The sequence below is a fragment of the Xenorhabdus sp. SGI240 genome (assembly GCF_040081915.1).
Taxonomy (GTDB): Bacteria; Pseudomonadota; Gammaproteobacteria; order Enterobacterales; family Enterobacteriaceae; genus Xenorhabdus; species Xenorhabdus bakwenae.
Genome location: NZ_JBEBMB010000043.1, coordinates 49,893 through 67,259, shown reverse-complemented (window position 1 = coordinate 67,259; position 17,367 = coordinate 49,893). Strand labels below are relative to the sequence as shown.

The 17,367-nt window shown below is 39.9% G+C and carries 21 protein-coding genes; 13 read left to right on the top strand and 8 right to left on the bottom strand.

Going from position 1 to position 17,367, the window contains the following annotated elements; all coding sequences use genetic code 11:
- Window positions 1–193: 193 nt before the first annotated feature.
- A complete protein-coding gene (nadS, locus tag ABLA76_RS10615; protein ID WP_348987892.1) occupies window positions 194–490 on the top strand; it encodes a NadS family protein in 297 nt (98 codons plus the stop codon).
- A gap of 136 nt (window positions 491–626) precedes the next feature.
- On the opposite strand, the gene ABLA76_RS10610 is transcribed toward nadS, so the two are convergent.
- Both ABLA76_RS10610 and ABLA76_RS10605 read right to left on the bottom strand, forming a co-directional pair.
- On the bottom strand, window positions 627–1,670 hold the full coding sequence (locus ABLA76_RS10610) for an acyltransferase family protein (protein WP_348987891.1): 1,044 nt from the start codon (window positions 1,668–1,670) through the stop codon (window positions 627–629).
- A gap of 12 nt (window positions 1,671–1,682) precedes the next feature.
- On the bottom strand, window positions 1,683–2,339 hold the full coding sequence (locus tag ABLA76_RS10605) for an SGNH/GDSL hydrolase family protein (protein ID WP_047766903.1): 657 nt from the start codon (window positions 2,337–2,339) through the stop codon (window positions 1,683–1,685).
- 188 nt (window positions 2,340–2,527) lie between these two features.
- Here ABLA76_RS10605 and ABLA76_RS10600 point away from each other — a divergent pair, with 188 nt between their 5' ends.
- On the top strand, window positions 2,528–2,716 hold the full coding sequence (locus tag ABLA76_RS10600; protein WP_348987890.1) for a hypothetical protein: 189 nt from the start codon (window positions 2,528–2,530) through the stop codon (window positions 2,714–2,716).
- A gap of 102 nt (window positions 2,717–2,818) precedes the next feature.
- Here ABLA76_RS10600 and ABLA76_RS10595 read toward each other — a convergent pair whose 3' ends face one another.
- Window positions 2,819–4,732 (bottom strand): PTS sugar transporter subunit IIA, encoded by a 1,914-nt coding sequence (locus ABLA76_RS10595; protein ID WP_348987889.1) that lies wholly within the window; start codon window positions 4,730–4,732, stop codon window positions 2,819–2,821.
- Between the two features lie 179 nt (window positions 4,733–4,911).
- Between ABLA76_RS10595 and ABLA76_RS10590 the strand changes: the two genes are divergently transcribed.
- From ABLA76_RS10590 to ABLA76_RS10565, 6 genes are all read left to right on the top strand, one after another.
- Window positions 4,912–5,226, top strand: a complete 315-nt coding sequence (locus tag ABLA76_RS10590) for a PTS sugar transporter subunit IIB (protein WP_047766907.1) — start codon at window positions 4,912–4,914, stop codon at window positions 5,224–5,226.
- A gap of 74 nt (window positions 5,227–5,300) precedes the next feature.
- Window positions 5,301–6,533 (top strand): PTS transporter subunit EIIC, encoded by a 1,233-nt coding sequence (locus tag ABLA76_RS10585; protein ID WP_348987888.1) that lies wholly within the window; start codon window positions 5,301–5,303, stop codon window positions 6,531–6,533.
- A gap of 29 nt (window positions 6,534–6,562) precedes the next feature.
- Window positions 6,563–6,904 carry a PTS lactose/cellobiose transporter subunit IIA gene (locus ABLA76_RS10580; protein WP_348987887.1) on the top strand — a complete coding sequence of 114 codons (342 nt, stop codon included), beginning with the start codon at window positions 6,563–6,565 and terminating at the stop codon, window positions 6,902–6,904.
- Between the two features lie 11 nt (window positions 6,905–6,915).
- Window positions 6,916–8,355 (top strand): glycoside hydrolase family 1 protein, encoded by a 1,440-nt coding sequence (locus tag ABLA76_RS10575; protein ID WP_348987886.1) that lies wholly within the window; start codon window positions 6,916–6,918, stop codon window positions 8,353–8,355.
- A gap of 174 nt (window positions 8,356–8,529) precedes the next feature.
- Window positions 8,530–8,790 (top strand): HPr family phosphocarrier protein, encoded by a 261-nt coding sequence (locus tag ABLA76_RS10570; protein WP_285809539.1) that lies wholly within the window; start codon window positions 8,530–8,532, stop codon window positions 8,788–8,790.
- A 63-nt stretch (window positions 8,791–8,853) separates the two neighbouring features.
- Window positions 8,854–9,243, top strand: coding sequence for a cytidine deaminase (locus ABLA76_RS10565; protein WP_285809540.1), 390 nt, complete (start codon window positions 8,854–8,856; stop codon window positions 9,241–9,243).
- A gap of 43 nt (window positions 9,244–9,286) precedes the next feature.
- Here the strand turns inward: ABLA76_RS10565 and ABLA76_RS10560 are convergent, their stop codons facing one another.
- From ABLA76_RS10560 to exbB, 4 genes are all read right to left on the bottom strand, one after another.
- Complete coding sequence (locus ABLA76_RS10560) at window positions 9,287–9,562, bottom strand: type II toxin-antitoxin system mRNA interferase toxin, RelE/StbE family (RefSeq protein WP_047766757.1); 276 nt, start codon at window positions 9,560–9,562, stop codon at window positions 9,287–9,289.
- 6 nt (window positions 9,563–9,568) lie between these two features.
- On the bottom strand, window positions 9,569–9,829 hold the full coding sequence (locus ABLA76_RS10555) for a type II toxin-antitoxin system RelB/DinJ family antitoxin (protein WP_047766756.1): 261 nt from the start codon (window positions 9,827–9,829) through the stop codon (window positions 9,569–9,571).
- 181 nt (window positions 9,830–10,010) lie between these two features.
- Window positions 10,011–10,436 carry a TonB system transport protein ExbD gene (gene exbD, locus ABLA76_RS10550; RefSeq protein WP_047766755.1) on the bottom strand — a complete coding sequence of 142 codons (426 nt, stop codon included), beginning with the start codon at window positions 10,434–10,436 and terminating at the stop codon, window positions 10,011–10,013.
- 6 nt (window positions 10,437–10,442) lie between these two features.
- On the bottom strand, window positions 10,443–11,426 hold the full coding sequence (gene exbB / locus ABLA76_RS10545; protein WP_348987885.1) for a tonB-system energizer ExbB: 984 nt from the start codon (window positions 11,424–11,426) through the stop codon (window positions 10,443–10,445).
- Between the two features lie 464 nt (window positions 11,427–11,890).
- Between exbB and metC the strand changes: the two genes are divergently transcribed.
- The 4 genes from metC (at window position 11,891) to ABLA76_RS10525 (ending at window position 15,581) form a co-directional block, all read left to right on the top strand.
- Complete coding sequence (gene metC / locus ABLA76_RS10540; RefSeq protein WP_348987884.1) at window positions 11,891–13,084, top strand: cystathionine beta-lyase; 1,194 nt, start codon at window positions 11,891–11,893, stop codon at window positions 13,082–13,084.
- Window positions 13,085–13,246: 162 nt separating this feature from the next.
- The gene (locus tag ABLA76_RS10535) at window positions 13,247–13,918 is read left to right on the top strand and encodes a DedA family protein (RefSeq protein ID WP_348987883.1); all 672 of its coding nucleotides are present in this window, start codon (window positions 13,247–13,249) and stop codon (window positions 13,916–13,918) included.
- Window positions 13,919–14,125: 207 nt separating this feature from the next.
- Window positions 14,126–14,956 carry a 2,5-didehydrogluconate reductase DkgA gene (dkgA, locus tag ABLA76_RS10530; protein WP_348987882.1) on the top strand — a complete coding sequence of 277 codons (831 nt, stop codon included), beginning with the start codon at window positions 14,126–14,128 and terminating at the stop codon, window positions 14,954–14,956.
- 307 nt (window positions 14,957–15,263) lie between these two features.
- Window positions 15,264–15,581, top strand: coding sequence for a hypothetical protein (locus ABLA76_RS10525; RefSeq protein WP_348987881.1), 318 nt, complete (start codon window positions 15,264–15,266; stop codon window positions 15,579–15,581).
- Window positions 15,582–15,588: 7 nt separating this feature from the next.
- Here the strand turns inward: ABLA76_RS10525 and ABLA76_RS10520 are convergent, their stop codons facing one another.
- Window positions 15,589–16,254, bottom strand: coding sequence for a YtjB family periplasmic protein (locus ABLA76_RS10520; RefSeq protein WP_348987880.1), 666 nt, complete (start codon window positions 16,252–16,254; stop codon window positions 15,589–15,591).
- Window positions 16,255–16,370: 116 nt separating this feature from the next.
- Between ABLA76_RS10520 and serB the strand changes: the two genes are divergently transcribed.
- On the top strand, window positions 16,371–17,348 hold the full coding sequence (gene serB / locus ABLA76_RS10515; RefSeq protein ID WP_047766749.1) for a phosphoserine phosphatase: 978 nt from the start codon (window positions 16,371–16,373) through the stop codon (window positions 17,346–17,348).
- Window positions 17,349–17,367: the final 19 nt, after the last annotated feature.

The window sequence follows — 17,367 nt, the reverse complement described above, 5'->3', positions numbered from 1 at the left end:
GTTATGTTGATTCTGCTATATTATGTTAGAACATTAAGTGGTCGACTGTATTTACTGATAGTTTATCCCCAAAATGCACAAGCAGACTTAACACAAGAGCAAAAAGCTCAGCTCAAAAATGCTATTCAATACATGAAATAAACAGCAAACACCGCTTTCTAGCGGTTAACCTCTCCATAACGAGGGTAAATTTATGGATAAAGAATTATTTGCAGATCTTCTAAATAGTGTTCATGAAATGGTTGATATTGAGAATGGTGAAATTCAACCTAAACCTGAACATATTCACCGCCACGCTATTCCTGACGTAAAATCTATCCGCGAGAGTGTCGGTATGGGACGACAAGAGTTTGCGGAAATGATAGGCGCAAGCTTTTGGTCATTGAAAAGTTGGGAGCAAAAGCGCCGTATTCCATCGGGAACAGCGTTAAAAATGTTATGTTTGATAGAGAAAAATCCTAATATAATAGAGACATTAAAATCTATTTAACCTATTTTTGACATCTTCACCATTCTAAAGAGGGTGTCGCAAAAAACTAATATTATCCATTAAGATCTGTATTTTTCCTTTAAATGCAGATCTTTTATAGTCTTATTCATTCGAAAATGGGAACCGTCTATTCACATTAAATAGTGATAATTGACGAAGTTATCTTAAATTTTCGTAATAAAACACATAACATATATGATAGGAGAAAAGCCAGTAATGAATACACTATTATATAAATATATATATTGACATAATGAAATTTTCTTAACAAAAACTCATGGATGAATCCATTATGGATCTCAACAACAAAAATATTGTGAACGAGATATATCCCCAGTATATTTTTGCTTATGTCTGCTGTTATACCTGATATTTTACTGACATTTAAATTAACCAAGAATAAAAATAAGCATACGGAAGAAACCTGAAGGAGGACATTATAAAATTTCCCATAAAAAAAGGCCATCCCTGTTCTGACTGATATCAATGATAAAAGTATCAATGAGATAATAGATAACACCAATAAAGTTATGTGGTTAAAGGAGAAAGCTTTTATTTTAGGGTTTGTAAGTCCTATATACCCTCCTATCAGAAAACTAAGAAGCCCTTGAACCTGAAACGGGAGTAAAATATTAAAGGGAACAATGGAAAAATCATATTTATAATCTGTCAATGCATTCAGCAAGGTGAAATTAGAAATAATAAACATGATGAATATTATCTTCATAATCCCCTTGGCATTTCCTAAATTAAAAGAACTTCGGATTAACGGCAGTAATATATACAGAGAAATCATCGCAAATATAAACCATAAATGAGTGGCATCGGATATCACCCTGCTAACATTAACATAGTTTAAAAAGCTGACGGGAGGAATTGTTGTGAATTTACTAATAAAGAAATTATCATAGATATAATAAAAGACCAACCAAAACAATAATACAATTAGAATTTTCTTTACTTTATTAATTGCATAAGCTGTTTGGTTTTCATATTTGTTATTTAGCAAAAAATAACCACTGCACATAAAAAATAACGAAACACCCAACTGGCCTGCTTGCCTGTATAAATACAAAATCACGTCATTATCATGACGTAACAAGAAGAATAATGTGACGTGGGATACGACAACGAAAAATATAGACATTATCTTTAATAAATCTATGGTCAGAACTCTCATTCAAAATCCCTCTTAAATTGATAACATGAAATTTGCAATTTTAGGCGCTATTTTTGCCATGCCTATTTTTGATGGATGTAACCCGTCGGACTCTGTCCCTGCGCTATTGCTCGTCATGATATCTATATTTCCTTCATTAAAACCGGAGTTTTTCAATAAATCCAGATACGGAATGGAATATCTTTCGCAAACTTCCCGACAAACATGGCAATAATCAGATAAATAGTATCCTTTCAGATTTTTTTCGTTCATACCTCTTTTTATTGAAATGGGCGTTGTTATGATGAACCCTATTCTTGATAATGGGTATTGCTTTGTCACTCCTGCCAGCAATAAATTCATCGCGCTAATAAATGTTAATGGGGTTTTGTCTTTACTATCACCTATTTCTATTCCCCCATGAGAACCAAAATCATAGCCAAAATCGTTAACCCCTCCCCATAGGGTAATGATGTCTGGATTGTTTCCCATTTCTTTATATCGTAAACAAATCGCAGAACTATCATCTTTATCTTTTTGAGCTATACATGTTCCTCCAATGCCGTAATTAACAAATTTTCTTAAGCCTAACATCTCAGTCACGATGGGTTGATACCCCCCTCTTTCTGTTATGCTGTCTCCGAGTGAGAACCAAACCTGCCCCGCTAAATGAGATTGAATATAAGACATTTCCTTTCCTCTGCTTTTTCTGGAATGATAATCTGGTCATTTCTGGAGGTATCCTTCTCAGGGAAAACAACCCAGAACCATTAAATAAATTAACAGTTAAATCCGTAAAATATTGTGTGCAACCTATCATTCTGTCATTATTTATAAAGATTACCGATGAAAATAACGATTACTAATTAATCGAAATATTGAAACGAGAGGGAAATACACATTACAATTATCGCCATACTTTTAAATTCCACTTTATCAGTGGGGGAGGAATAGCACGCTTTGAAGCTATTACTACATATCCTGATGGCTCAAGTACCGATACCGGAAAAATTACCGGTGTTGTTGATGAAATTTTAGCTAAAGTCATCGATATTTTAGATCCTTAATTGAACTGATTGTAAAATAACCCCTGCCAGTGTATTTTTTTCGTTCATCCCAGTCACATAGTCACTATGCTTCTGGGAATTCGCTTCTGGGAACTCGCGTCTTTAATGATGTTTATATTCGATTAAAATATCTCGAAACTTTTCGAAATCAGTGAGTTTACCAAGAGCACCAATAACGCTATCGCAATTGAAGATATCCAACAACGCATCATAACTCTGCGCAAAGCATGTTCTGTCTATCCGATTTATTGCACTCAAAAACACCACATGTACCCGTTCATCGCTTCCCCAACGTATCCCTTTCGGGCTGATAACAACGGCGATACAGGTTTTCACCGCATCCAGTTTTATAGAGTGAGGTAACGCTAAGAGACCAAAAGCCGTCGAAGAGGCATGCTCACGTTCATACACGCAGTCGATGAAATCAGCTTCAACATATCCCTTCGTTAACATTTTCTGGCAAACACTTTCGATAAGTTCATCCCGATTGCGAAAATGGGGATTAAAAAGAAAAAGTTCAGGATCAAAAAATAAGTCAATATTTCGTATTAACGTCGCCCATTTCCGATTAGCCTTGGCTGTATCGATTTTGTCCATCAATTCAGAATATTTATCTCTTAAATGGAAAGGGGAAATATAGATAGTTTCATAATATCGTCGTGGAGAAAAATTTATCGTCGTAATCAATAATTCAAACTCTATGCCCTCCAATTGAGCAGGTTGCGAAATGATTTTAATAAGATTGATCTCATCACCAAAATAACGCAATAATTGATGATAAATTTTATTTTCAATTCCACGATAGCTTGGACACAAAAGCACGGCTCTCACTTTAGTAATGCTTCTTTTTTGCCGTTCAAATTCTGCCCCAACATGCAAGGCAATAAAAGAGATTTCATCTTCATTCAATTTATTGTTGAAAAACGCATTTAATTGCAAAGAGATAAATATCGCAATCTCAAAGATAATTCTGCATTCCTTTTTGATGATTTCCAGCATGGGGTTTTTAGTCCATATTTTATGTTTTAGTCTGGTTTGTAATTCTGATAAATGTAATGACAATAAAGAAATAAAATCATCGGAAGACACATTAATCAGATAGTTTTCTTGTACGGACTCAGCAAGTTGCCGGGTAAATTGATAGAGTTTATCACCAACGGAATTAATGATTTCATTATCTGATTTATTAGAATTTATGTTGGTTTTTAAAAAAAGGTAGCAGGATCTTCTTTCACTTTCAGGCACAACAATCCCAAAACAACATTGAAGTTTGTCGCATAATTCATCTGAGATCAATTTTAGGCTGCTATTTTCTATCGATAATCTCTGATTATCCAGAAATCTGCCTTTCTTCAATCGTTCAATCAATATCAGGAAATGCAAAATAAGGTTGGTGGATGAAAAATCACTAAGATACAGTTCCCACTTATCAAAAACGCTTGTCATTATGTCAATAACAAATTTAATTTGGTTACTGTCAAATATTTTCTCCAATGCTTTTGCATCAATGAAATGATAATTAGTTTGTTCAAAGATTGCATAAGAAACTAATTTTCTTAAATCATGTTCTGCGCCTAATATTTCAACATGACTGTTTTTACATAAAAATTTTACATTAAAACGTTGAAATGATGTATTCATTTTATAAATCAATGCTTTTAATGTAGAATCACTTATACATAAATCACTACTGAGGTTATATATGTTACTGCTTTTCTTAAATAATAAGATCGATTTGATAACAAAGTGTGCTCTTTCTTGATACGTTTTAGGCAGATTATTTCTCTGATAATGTAATTTATTTACGATGTCGTGTGATAATAAATTTTGTGATAACAAATAGCCTTTCCGGCTGGAAATAATAATTTTTTGTTCATGCCATTCATTAATCTCTGCAACATGATTTTTTACAGTTCTTATTGATACCGCTAAAGTTTGAGATAATTTTAATGCTGAGACAGGTGCATTTTTAGTTAATAGATAATCTAATAACTCTTTCTGTTTAATTTTTAGCATAATAATACCTATAAGTTTAAAACAATGGCTTAATATTACGTTTTATATTGTCATTTAAAAGTAGAAACTTGCCCTCTGTGAGTGCAAATATTAATTTGAATATACAAGAAAAAGAGTAGAAATTGTATCTTCATCGAAGAATAGAAATCAATAAACGACGCAATAAGTAAGAGGATGACATGAAGAAAATATTTATTATGTTATGCTGTGGAGCCGGTATTTCCAGCGGAATGCTGGCAACCAGAACCCGCAATGCAGCAAAAGACCAGGCCATTCCTGTCACGGTTGAAGCCAGAAGTGAAAGTGAAGTTGCAGAATATTTTTCTGTAATCGATATTTTATTCCTTGGGCCACACTATGCTTCACAGCAAAAAGAGTTTCAGAAACATGCCGATCGTTATCATATTCCTGTCATGGTTGTTCCACAAGAAATCTATGGAAGATTAGATGGTAAAGCATTACTTGAGCTAGCCATAAATACCCTGAAAAACTAACTTAATTATTTAAATTAAATTTCACCAGGGAATTTTAGAAAAAAAACAGAGAGAGATAAAAAATGCAAGCTTTTATGTCTTGGTTATCTGACTCATTTGCACCTGCTATGCAAAATTTTACCAAGCGACCTTGGGTAGCCGCAATTTCTGGGGCGATGCAAAAAAATATACCGTTTATCTTAGCCGGTTCACTTATCTTTTTTTATAACGTATTTCGTTCTTATTTTTTATTCCTGCCTGATCTTGGCAAGATTGCCAATTATTCCTTCGGAATGCTCGGTTTAATTACGGCTTTTATGATTGCAAATCAAATGATGGAGAAGCTGTATCATTTTCGTTATACGCTGATTGCCGGACTCACTTCGATTTGTGTTTACATGATGTTCATTAAGCCAGAATTTATCGATGGCAATATGCTCGTCAGTTTTGATCGCTTTGGCCCGGCGGGAATATTATTAGGTATTGTCACCGGGTTGTTTGTTTCTTATCTCTTTCATTTATATACCAAGTTAGGATTATTGCAAGAGAGCTCTTTACCTGATTTCGTTGTCGGCTGGATACATGCGATTATTCCTATCTTGATTTCCATCGGCTGCGGCACATTGCTGGTCTTTACTTTTGATATTGATGTTTTTTCTAAACTGCTGTCGCTCTTTTCTCCTATCGCTGCCTTCGGGCAAACCCTGCCCGGCTTTATCCTCATGGCGCTAGTTCCTGCCATCGCCATGTCTATGGGGATTTCCGTCTGGACGTTTACAGGCCTGCAAATGCCAATCTTCATGCTTGGGATTACGGCCAATATTGCGCAGGTGGCTGCCGGTCAACCGCCGACGAATATCGTGACTTACGAAACCTTATTCACCGCAGCTTTAATTACGATGGGCGGAACAGGTGCAACACTTGCCCTGAATCTTTTAATGCTGTTTTCGAAATCCAGAGAGCTGAAAACAACGGGCTATATCTGTATCGGTCCTTCTTTTTTCAATATTAACGAACCGTTGGTATTTGGTGCGCCCATTGTTCTTAACCCGCTCTTAATGCTGCCAATGTGGATCAATGCCATTACCAGCCCAATTATTGTATGGATTTTCATGCGCTCAGACTGGCTAAATATCCCCGCGAAAATGATCCAGGTCGGACAGATACCGGCTCCGTTTTCCAGTGTCATTATTACGGAAGACTGGCGGGCAATTATCTGCTATGCCGTGCTTATGGCGGTTTTCCTTATCACTTGGTATCCCTTCTTTAAGGTTTATGAAAAAAAACGTATTGAGGAAGAATATGCCAATACAAGTCAACAGAATTAATGTGTTTAATTTCATCAGGAAGTTTAAAAATGAACCGTGAGAACAATATCTTAACTCCCGTTGCTCTGGAAATTATTCTCAATGCAGGTAATGCAAGAGAAAAAAGTGAAGAAGCCATTAAATATGCACATGTTGGTGATTTTAAAAATGCCCATTTATATCTGGATAAAGCCAGAAAAATGATGTTATCTGCTCATCATGCCCAAACTGATATTATTCAGAAAGAGACTCAAGGGGAAAGTTTTTATTTAGATCTGTTATTTATCCATGCTCAGGATACATTAATGACTATCCGCAGTGAGCTTAATTTGAGAAAAGAAATAATTAGCCTTTATGAATTAATTCATAAAATTACCAATGAAAACAAGTAAAGGAAAATGCCATGATAAAAAATAGTGCTTTATTTCCAGAGAATTTTCTTTGGGGTGCATCAAGTAGTGCTTATCAGGTTGAAGGTGCCGCAGAAGAGTATGGTAAAAAACTGTCACAACAAGATGTTATTAATCATAATCCAGGTTTTGCCGATACTCATATAACCAGTGATCATTACCATCGCTATAAAGAAGATATTGCGTTAATGAAAGAACTTGGTTTGAAATCTTACCGTTTTTCTGTTGCATGGTCGCGTATTTTTCCGGATGGCATCGGGAAAGTGAATGATAAGGGAGTCGAATTTTATCATAATCTTATCGACGAACTGTTGAAAAATGGAATAACGCCAATTCTGACACTATACCATTATGATATGCCTATGGCGCTGGTCGAAAAATATCATGGCTGGATTAATCGGCAAAGTGTAGATGATTTTGCCTATTATGCCGAATTTGTTATTAAAGAATTTAGCCAGAAAGTGCAATATTGGCTAACCATCAATGAACAAAGTATTATTGTGCAATTCTGGACGAAAAAGTGTTTGATCCCAGAGCACTATCTGCATGATGAACAAATCAAATATCAGATCAACCATCATATGAATCTTGCCCATGCCATCGCCTGCAAATTAGTTCATCAGTGGGTTCCCAACGGTTTGGTCGGCGCTGCCTTGGGCTATTCCGCCATTTATTCACTCACCAGTAAACCAGAAGATAATTTGGCAGCTCAAAATGCCAATGATCTGCGTAATTACTACTTCACCGATATCTACCTGAAAGGGCACTATCATCAGTCAGCACTCATCTATTTAAAAAATCAGGGGCTGGCACCACATATCGAAGCGGGTGATATGGAATTGATTAAAGAAGGTTATTCTGATTTTCTGGCCATTAATTATTATTGCAGCCATGCCGCTGCCGCCGCACCCAAAGGTGCCCAACGGCGAATGGATGGCTTTAACCCAACCGGTGTTAAAGGGCAAATTGATGGGCATGAAATTCAGCCCGATTTCTATCAAATCCATAAAAACCCACATCTTGATACAACCGACTGGGATTGGGCAATTGACCCCGTTGGATTGGAATATCTTTTGCGGGATTTATATACCCGTTATCAGAAACCATTGATGATCACAGAAAATGGCTTTGGGGCCGATGATAAGTTGGAATCTGATGGCTCGATTCATGATGATTATCGCATTAACTATATTCAACAACATATTAATGCCATTAAGCGGGCAATGGATTATGGCGTTAAAGTGATTTCCTATAACCCGTGGAGTTTTATGGATCTGCTTTCTACCAGCAATGGATATAAGAAAAGATATGGTTTTGTTTATGTTAATCGAACAGATGAAGATATTAAAGATCTTTCCCGTTATAAAAAAGATTCGTTTTACTGGTATCAGAATGTTATTCAAACTCAGGGTGGTTCATTAAAAAAATCCTGATCTTATTTTTATACCAGCCCAACTTCAAGATGCGTGTTATATTTCCCCTCTGCGTGGGGAAATATAAGGTCTCGCGTCGTCTTGCGGATTGCAGCTTGAAGTTTATCGAGCATATACCGAATAAATTTCGGGTGATAGTTTTAAAGATAAAAGATATATAAGCAGGTAAATTTTATGGTTGAATATTCGGTGGTTGTTACCGCTCCTTCCGGGCTGCATACGCGGCCCTGCGCCCAACTCTGTAATTTTGTTAAAAATTACAGTGGCAAAATTGAAATGATCAAAGGCGATAGAAGTGTCAATCTAAAAAGCATGTTTAAAGTGATGTCAATGGGAATCAAAAGTGGTACAGAGGTGATTATTCGGGTTGAAGGCGATAATGAGAAGGAAATGGCAACATCGGTCGTGGAATTCATCCGTAATATAAAAGACTGAGTCATTGACCTTATTAATCCATTTAAATTGATTCAATTAATCATAAATAAGGAGTATTATTTTGTGATTTCTTTTGACGAAATGGAGTATATTGCACATTGCTTAATATCCCCGACACAATTAAACAAATATATTAAATACGGTCATGTCAGCGCCGTGATCCAAAGTAAATCTGGACATATTTATACTGGTATTAATATCGATACGGCTTGTTCTATGGGGTTTTGTGCAGAGCACAGTGCCATTTCTGAGATGATAAAGCAGGGTGAAACACAGATAATCAGGATTATTGCTGTCAATCGGCATGGCAATATCCTTCCTCCCTGTGGCCGTTGTCGGGAATTTATCAGCCAAATAAATCCAGAAAATAGCCATGCAGAAGTCAAGGTCACGCAGGAAAAAATTTTGTTTCTTAGTGAGCTATTGCCTTTTGACTGGAAGGATCAATATTAGTGCTTTCCCAAAACTGCCCGATTAGTGATTCGGGCAGTTCCAATTAGAATAGATCGGAGTGCGTTCCTGTTCTCTCAAATCTAATCAGATTATCAGTAATTTTGTAAATAAGTATCCAATCAGGCTCTATGTGAGCATCCCTGTAACCTTTGTAATTCCCTTGCAGGGGATGATCTTTGTATATAGTTGGCAAAGGTAGCTCATTGTTAATTAAGAGTTTCATTAGATCTTTCAACTTGCTCATATCCTTATGGCGTTTTTGAGCCAGTTTCAAATCTCGTTGAAATTGACTTGAGTATTCAATTTCCCGTTGCTTCATGACTCATTAAATGCCCAATTTATCAAATAGATCGTCAACATCTTTCGCTTTATGGATATTTATACCGTTTTCACTATCAGCAATGGTTTTTGCAGTCAGTGCGTTAGGGATACGCATATCGAACGGTAACGCCTTCTCTTTGGCTACTTTGGTCAAAGTCATTCTGATTAAGTCAGATACCGTTAAACCCATGCTAGCCAGTACTTCAGCAGCTTCATTTTTTAGTGTTTCATCTATACGAGCACGAACAAATGCATTTGCAGCCATGTTGAATCCCCTATGTTGATCAATAAACATACCGTAGCTCAATTGAGATACATAATCAAATATAAAGACATTAATCGAAATATGCAGCCATTCGGGATAAAAGAGAAAATATGAGAGTGATGACTTAAAACTGCCCGATTAGTGATTCGGGCAGTTCATATTTTGGGTCATCATAGAAAAGTTATTGCGCGGAAACGGATTCCATCCCCACTAATCCCACTTTGAGATAACCCGCTTTACGTAGAGAATCCATGACGCTCATCAGGGTTTCATAATCCACGGTTTTATCAGCCTGGAAGAAAATTGTCGTGTCTTTGTTGGACTGCGTGGTTTGATCCAATACCAAAGACAAGTTATCACGATCAATGGCCTGCTCTCCCACATACAACTGCTTATCTGCTTTCACCGTCAAAAATACCGGTTTTTCTGGTCGTGGTTGCGGTTTAGCGGTTGATGCCGGCAAATCAACTTTGATATCTACCGTTGCCAATGGTGCTGCCACCATGAAAATAATCAGCAGTACTAACATCACGTCAATAAACGGCGTGACGTTAATTTCATGCAGTTCGCCGTTATCGTCCAAATCTTCATTAAGACGCATTGCCATAATTTATTACCTTGCTTCTGTTTTTTCTGCTTTGCTTTCAACCAGATCAAGATCACGCCCCAGCAACAGGATTGCTTTAGCGGCCATGTCACCCACCTGACCACGGTATGACGAAATAACGCGGGCAAAGACGTTATAAATCACTACCGCAGGGATCGCTGCCACCAGCCCCAATGCTGTCGCTAACAGGGCTTCCGCAATCCCTGGTGCAACCACAGCCAGGTTAGTCGTTTGTGAATGCGCGATGCCGATAAAACTGTTCATGATCCCCCAAACAGTACCAAACAGCCCCACAAATGGAGAAATTGCACCAATGGTCGCCAGATAACCGTTACCACGCCCCATATGGCGGTTAATTGCTGCGACGGCACGTTCCATACGGAACGAAGTTCGCTCTTTAATTCCAACCTTGTCAATGCTGTCAGCAGACAGGGTGCGCTCTGACTGTGCTTCACTCAACAACAGACGACTGACGCTGCGATTGCCAAAATCTGTTGCAATCTTCACTGCCGCATCCAGATTGGCAACGTCAACCAAAGCCAATTGCTCCTTGCACAAACGGCGGCGGGCCATTAAAAGTTCAGCCCCTTTGGAGAACAGCAGCGCCCATGTGATGACAGAAGCAATCACCAACCCCACCATGACGGTTTTTACTACTACATCTGCGTTTTGGTACATGCTCCAAACAGATAAATCCGTTGCAAAGCCGCCGGACGGGTTGCCAGAAACGTCTTCACCAGGTGCCGCAACGGTTTCAGTCGTCACGGTTACATTTTCCGTTGTATCCGCTGCCACAATTGGCGCATCTGCGGTTGTTGGTGCATCAGTTGTTGGTTCAGCCGCTTGTGGTGCTGCGGAAGATGCTGGTGCTGCCGGAGAAGCGGCTACCTGAGCAGCGGACTGATTTTCTGGTGTGGCTGGCGTGGTGTCAGCCCATGCTGAACTTGTTAATCCGAGTGCCAATAGAATAGAAGCTGTCAAATTACGCATCAGTTAGCCTTACTCTCTTTCTTATAGATTCTGTTACTTAGCAGTGAATCGCGTTTACTCATCTTGCTAATCCTAATATGTCCTGCGTCATGGCCCACCTTTTAACCCTGTATCTTCGCCCTCTTGCAGCCTGATAACGGCACTGCAAGGTAAATTCAGGAAGATGCGGGTTTCGTTTGAACCCTGAACCATACCTCTTACCTCGAAAGAGGAAAAAGTCCGCGACAAATGATATCAGACATTTGGCGATTTGATAGTAATTATCATTACTATTTAATAAAAAAGTACCACTTAATGATGTTCTTTCATTAATCGATCCTGATTTACCCTCACCCGCTCACCGTGAATTTTCGTCAAGTTACTCGAATCTCTTTGGTAAAACGCCCCAAATCTTTTAACTTGCTAATCATTATTTGCACGATTCTATTTAGAGACAGGCAGGAAATAACTTGGGGAATGATGCCATGACAGAAAAAAAACTCGAAACCTTATTGGTTAGTGCAGGGCGACAAAAAAGATATACGCAAAGTGCCGTTAATCCCCTGATTCAACGCACTTCATCTGTCATTTTCGATACTGTTGAAGATTTAGAACACGCCTTGAAAAACCGGGCCAGGGGTGAATTATTTTATGGGCGCCGTGGCACACTGACCCATTTCTCTTTCCAGGCCGCGATGGCTGAACTGGAAGGGGGGGCTGGTTGTGCACTCTATCCTTCCGGTACGGCCGCTATTACTCATTCAATTCTGGCATTTGTGGCAACCGGTGATCATGTTTTAATGACAGGGACTGCCTATGAACCTACACAGGAATTTTGTCATCATGTTCTGAAAAAAATGGGGGTTTCCACCGATTATTTTGACCCCATGATCGGAGAAAACATTGCGGCGCGGATTCAACCTAATACCAAAGTTATCTTTCTTGAATCACCCGGCTCTCTGACGATGGAAGTGCAAGATATTCCTGCCATTGTACGTGCTATTCGACAAGTCAATTCTGAGATTGTCATTATCATTGATAATACATGGGCGGCTGGCGTACTGTTTAAGGCGCTGGAGTTTGGCATCGATATTTCCATCCAATCCGCCACCAAATATATTATTGGTCATTCAGACGGGATGCTGGGCACGGCCGTCGCCAATGCACGATGTTGGGAAACGCTTAGAGAAGGATCTTACTTGCTAGGGCAAATCGCCGATCCCGATACCGTGTATATGGCAAACCGAGGGCTGCGAACGTTAGCGATTCGTTTAAAACAACACGAAGAAAACAGTATCAGAATTGCCAAATGGCTTGCGCAGCGGCCGGAAGTTGCCGAAGTTTATCACCCTGCCCTACCTTCTTGCCCGGGGCATCAGTTCTTTCAGCGCGATTTCACCGGCTCCTGTGGGCTATTTTCTTTTCTCCTGGATACCCAGCTGACACACCAACAATTTGCTGATTATCTCAATAACCTGAATCATTTTAAGATGGCCTTTTCGTGGGGAGGTTTTGAGTCATTAATTTTGGGCATTCAACCAGAAATGCTGCAACGACTGCGTCAATACCCTTCGCCGCAAAAAACGGGCACCTTATTCCGTCTCCATATCGGGCTGGAAAATCCACAAGACTTGATTGATGATCTGGAAGCCGGTTTTGCTCGTTTGGCGATTCGTTAACGTTCACCTTTTAATTGTGGCTATCTCTTTTACTGCGTATTTACAGATAGCCACGGTTTCCCTGATGCTGATTCAAATCCCCCCCTATCTCATCATTTTGCGGTACACTGAGGCAGATCTGTTTGTTAATTATTTTTACTCGCAAAAGTCACAGGATAAACAATGGAAACGTTAAGCGAGATCGTGCATGCACTCTGGCATCATGATTTTAACCAACTGGCCAATCCAGATGTCATCTGGGTTATTTATGGCGTCCTCTTTGTCACGCTAGTGTTGGAAAACGGGCTACTGCCAGCCGCCTTTTTGCCCGGCGATACTCTTCTGGTGCTTTCCGGTGCTCTGATTGCCAAAGGTGTCTTGAACTTCATCCCTACGGTAGTTCTGCTCACCATCGCGGCAAGCCTGGGTTGTTGGCTGGGTTATTTACAGGGGCGCTGGCTCGGCCATACCCGTATTGTCAAAAACTGGCTGGCTCAACTTCCCTTGCAATATCGCCAACGTGCCAATGTATTATTCTCTAAACACGGCCTGTCTGCCCTGCTTATCGGACGCTTTTTAGCATTTGTGCGCACTCTCCTGCCAACATTTGCCGGTATTTCTGGTCTAAATAATAAACGCTTTCAATTTTTTAACTGGTTAAGTGGCTTCTTATGGGTCATTATTATCGTGGGTTTTGGCTATATTTTGAACCAGATCCCTTTCGTTAAAGCACATCAAGATATGGTCATGAATATTTTGGTGATTTTGCCTGTCATTCTGTTGTTCAGTGGGTTATCCGCTTCTCTGCTGATGTATTGGCGTCATAAGAAAGGAATAGCAAAGAAAAACAAATAACAGGCTGAATGGCATCCCAGGATGCCAATACACTGCAGAATTGGGCGGGTTTACGGAGGGTTTAAAAGAAAAACGAATCAATAAAGTTATCCACGCCACTCGTCGGTTTTTTGGAAAGTCCGGGCGTAGAAATTTATCTTTCAGATTACCAGCTTGATGGCAGATCTATTCCAGCCATAAAAAGTTCCAAACCTAAAGGAGGTAATAATGGGTCAGCAGACAATTATTAAACTCGCTGATGAGAATCACATGCCACAATTAGGGCTTGGCGTTTGGAAAGCGAGTAATGAGCAGGTTGTTAAGTCTATCCATACCGCATTAGAAGTCGGTTATCGCTCCATTGATACAGCCACCATTTTTCATAATGAAGAAGGTGTGGGAAAAGCCTTAAAAGAAACTGATATCCCACGCGAAGAAATTTTCATCACCACCAAGCTCTGGAATGATCGCCACCTGGATGCTCGTGCAGCATTACAAGAAAGCCTGGGCAAACTACAGTTAGATTATGTTGATCTCTATCTCATTCAGTGGCCAGTGTCCGAACAGGATCATTATGTTGATGCATGGAAGCAACTGATTGAACTGAAAGAAGCCGGCCTGACTCGCAGTATTGGCGTCTGTAATTTTCATATCGAGCACTTACAAAAAATAATACAGGAAACGGGGGTGGTTCCCGTCATCAACCAAATTGAACTGCACCCCTTACTACAACAGCGACAACTTCACTCATGGAATGCCACCCATTATATTACAACCGAGTCTTGGAGTCCGTTATCACGGGGCGGAAAAGGCGTTTTTAATTCTTCATTGGTTGAACGTCTGGCATTTAAATACGGCAAGACGCCAGCGCAGATTGTGATTCGTTGGCATCTTGACTGCGGCATGATTGCCATTCCTAAATCGGTTACACCTTCCCGTATTAAAGAAAATTTTGATGTATTTGATTTCAGACTGGAAAAAGAAGACTTAACCGCCATGGCTGAACTGGACATCGGGAAGCGCATAGGCCCAAATCCCGATACTTACAATCAATTCTAGTGAGTAAAATCACCCGCCATAGATTCATCTCTCCATCCCAATGAGCCTGAACGCTGTTCTTTAACAGGGTTCAGGCCATGTACCTGAATAAAATCCTCTCCATAAAACACAATAATTCATCAATAAAATCAAAAAAATTAATAATAACTATGTTTACTATTTATGTATAAACCATGTTATAGACTTACTTCACATTGCTAAATAACAGGTATATTAAATAGATAATTGAAGCACGCAGCGTGTTTATGACAGCGTTCAATCTATCTGCTTACATCAACGTTCCAAACAAAATCTTAAGGAAATGATAATGGTTTATATGGTTATTTCTTTATTAATGCTTATTCCTTTTTTCTTCGCCTTAAAATGGCTCCTGCTGTCACATCGGATCCACCACAACGCAGCGGGGATCTTACTTGCAATCGCAGCGATGGCCTTTCATATGTATATCTTTCGTTTTGACAATATTCCGATTGTGCATATTAATGTTGCTCATCAGCCGATTGTGTTTTATGGCGCAGTCATGATTGCACTTCTACACGGCGTACTCTATTCCATTTGTTTCAGGCGGTATTATGGAAAGAACATTGATAATGAGGAAAGTTATCCGCACAATAACCAACGGTAATGTCACATTACCGTTGGTTATCATCATCTTGTGCTTTACTTTCTGCTTCATCAGAAGATTTAGTATTGGCCGTCAGCAGATAAGGGGATTGTTGCCAGCGACTAGGAGACAGTTTCAGCAAGTTATGAGCCAGAATAAACCCAATCGCCAAAGAGAGCAGGAGCATTATCCTAAGTAAGTTCGTTGTGTTATCGACCTGTTTAGCCTCAGTCGCCAATCGATGTGTATCCAGTGTCAGGCGAAGAAAACCTTTTGGGTGATTTTCTCCTGGTATCGGCACAACAATTTGTTGGTTGAAATAACTACTGGATTTTTTGCCTTCCAATGATAATCGTTCACGAACAGAAACCGGTTCACCACTTCGTGCTATCTGTGTGCCATTTTCCAGATAGACACTGGCATCCAAAATGCGGCTATTACTCGTTAAGTAATCTAAGTTAGCGACAATCTTTTTATTATTAAGATCTTTGCTACCATTCTCCATATAATCAGACAAGCTGAATGCGACCTGTTTTGCCAATGTTTTCGCCAGATCTTCAAATTGATCCATATGCGCCTGTTGTTGAGAACGGCTGAAATAGGAAACTCCCTGCATCAGCAGTACTAGCAGAGCTATACATATTAATATAATCGCCGTCTTGTGCAGTCTAATTTTTAGCTTGGTTTTTATCATCGTTATCTCGTCCCATGTTCAGAAAGCACATGTTGCCAGATGCGGTAATGATAGGATAGTTTGAAAAGCGTTTTTTGCCTGCACCAAATTATATGGAATTACAGGAGTCAATGTTCATGTCTAATAATCTGGCCTATCGCTATTTACCGGATGAGATCCATAAATGGCCCGGATTACCCCTATCCCTCAGTGGTGATGAAGTCATGCCTCTGGATTACCGGGCAGGAGATAGCGGCTGGTTGCTGTATGGACGTGGTTTGGATAAACAGCGTATCAGCGAGTTCCAGCACCGATTGGGCGCCGCCATTGTGGTGGTTTCTTCATGGCGGATCGATGATTATCAGGTTGTCCGTATTGCCGGTAGCCTTTCGCCGCGCATTAAACGGCAGGCAGATGAGTGCCGTTTAGATGTCGTTCCCTTGGGGCAGATCCCTCGCCTCCGCTCGCCTGGCTTATTGGTGATGGATATGGATTCTACCGCTATTCAGATTGAATGCATTGATGAAATTGCCCGCCTGGCCGGAGTGGGTGATAAAGTGGCGGAAATCACAGAGCGGGCGATGCAAGGCGAACTGGATTTTTCAGAAAGTCTGCGCGAGCGAGTGGCACAATTGGCAGGTGCCGATGCCTCAATCTTGCAGCAAGTGATGGAAACACTTCCGCTTATGCCAGGGCTAACCAGTCTGGTTCGCAAGTTACAATCATTGGATTGGCATGTCGCTATTGCCTCCGGTGGTTTCACTTTCTTTGCCGACAATCTTCGCCAGCAGCTACGCCTTTTTGCCGCAGTCGCCAATCAACTGGAGATAAAAAATGGCAAGCTGACCGGTAAAGTCAAAGGGCCGATTGTCGATGCCAAATACAAGGCAACCACGCTGATAAGATTGGCAAAAGCCCTGAATATTCCTCTGAGTCAAACCGTCGCTATTGGGGATGGTGCCAATGATCTGAAAATGATCCGCAAGGCAGGGTTGGGGATCGCCTATCATGCTAAACCAAAAGTTTACACTCAGGCCAAAGTTGCTATCCGCCATGCAGATTTAATGGGCGTCCTGTGTGTATTGAGCGGTGGTTTGAAACACGAAGAACGCTGACAAAAGTATTATATTGAGG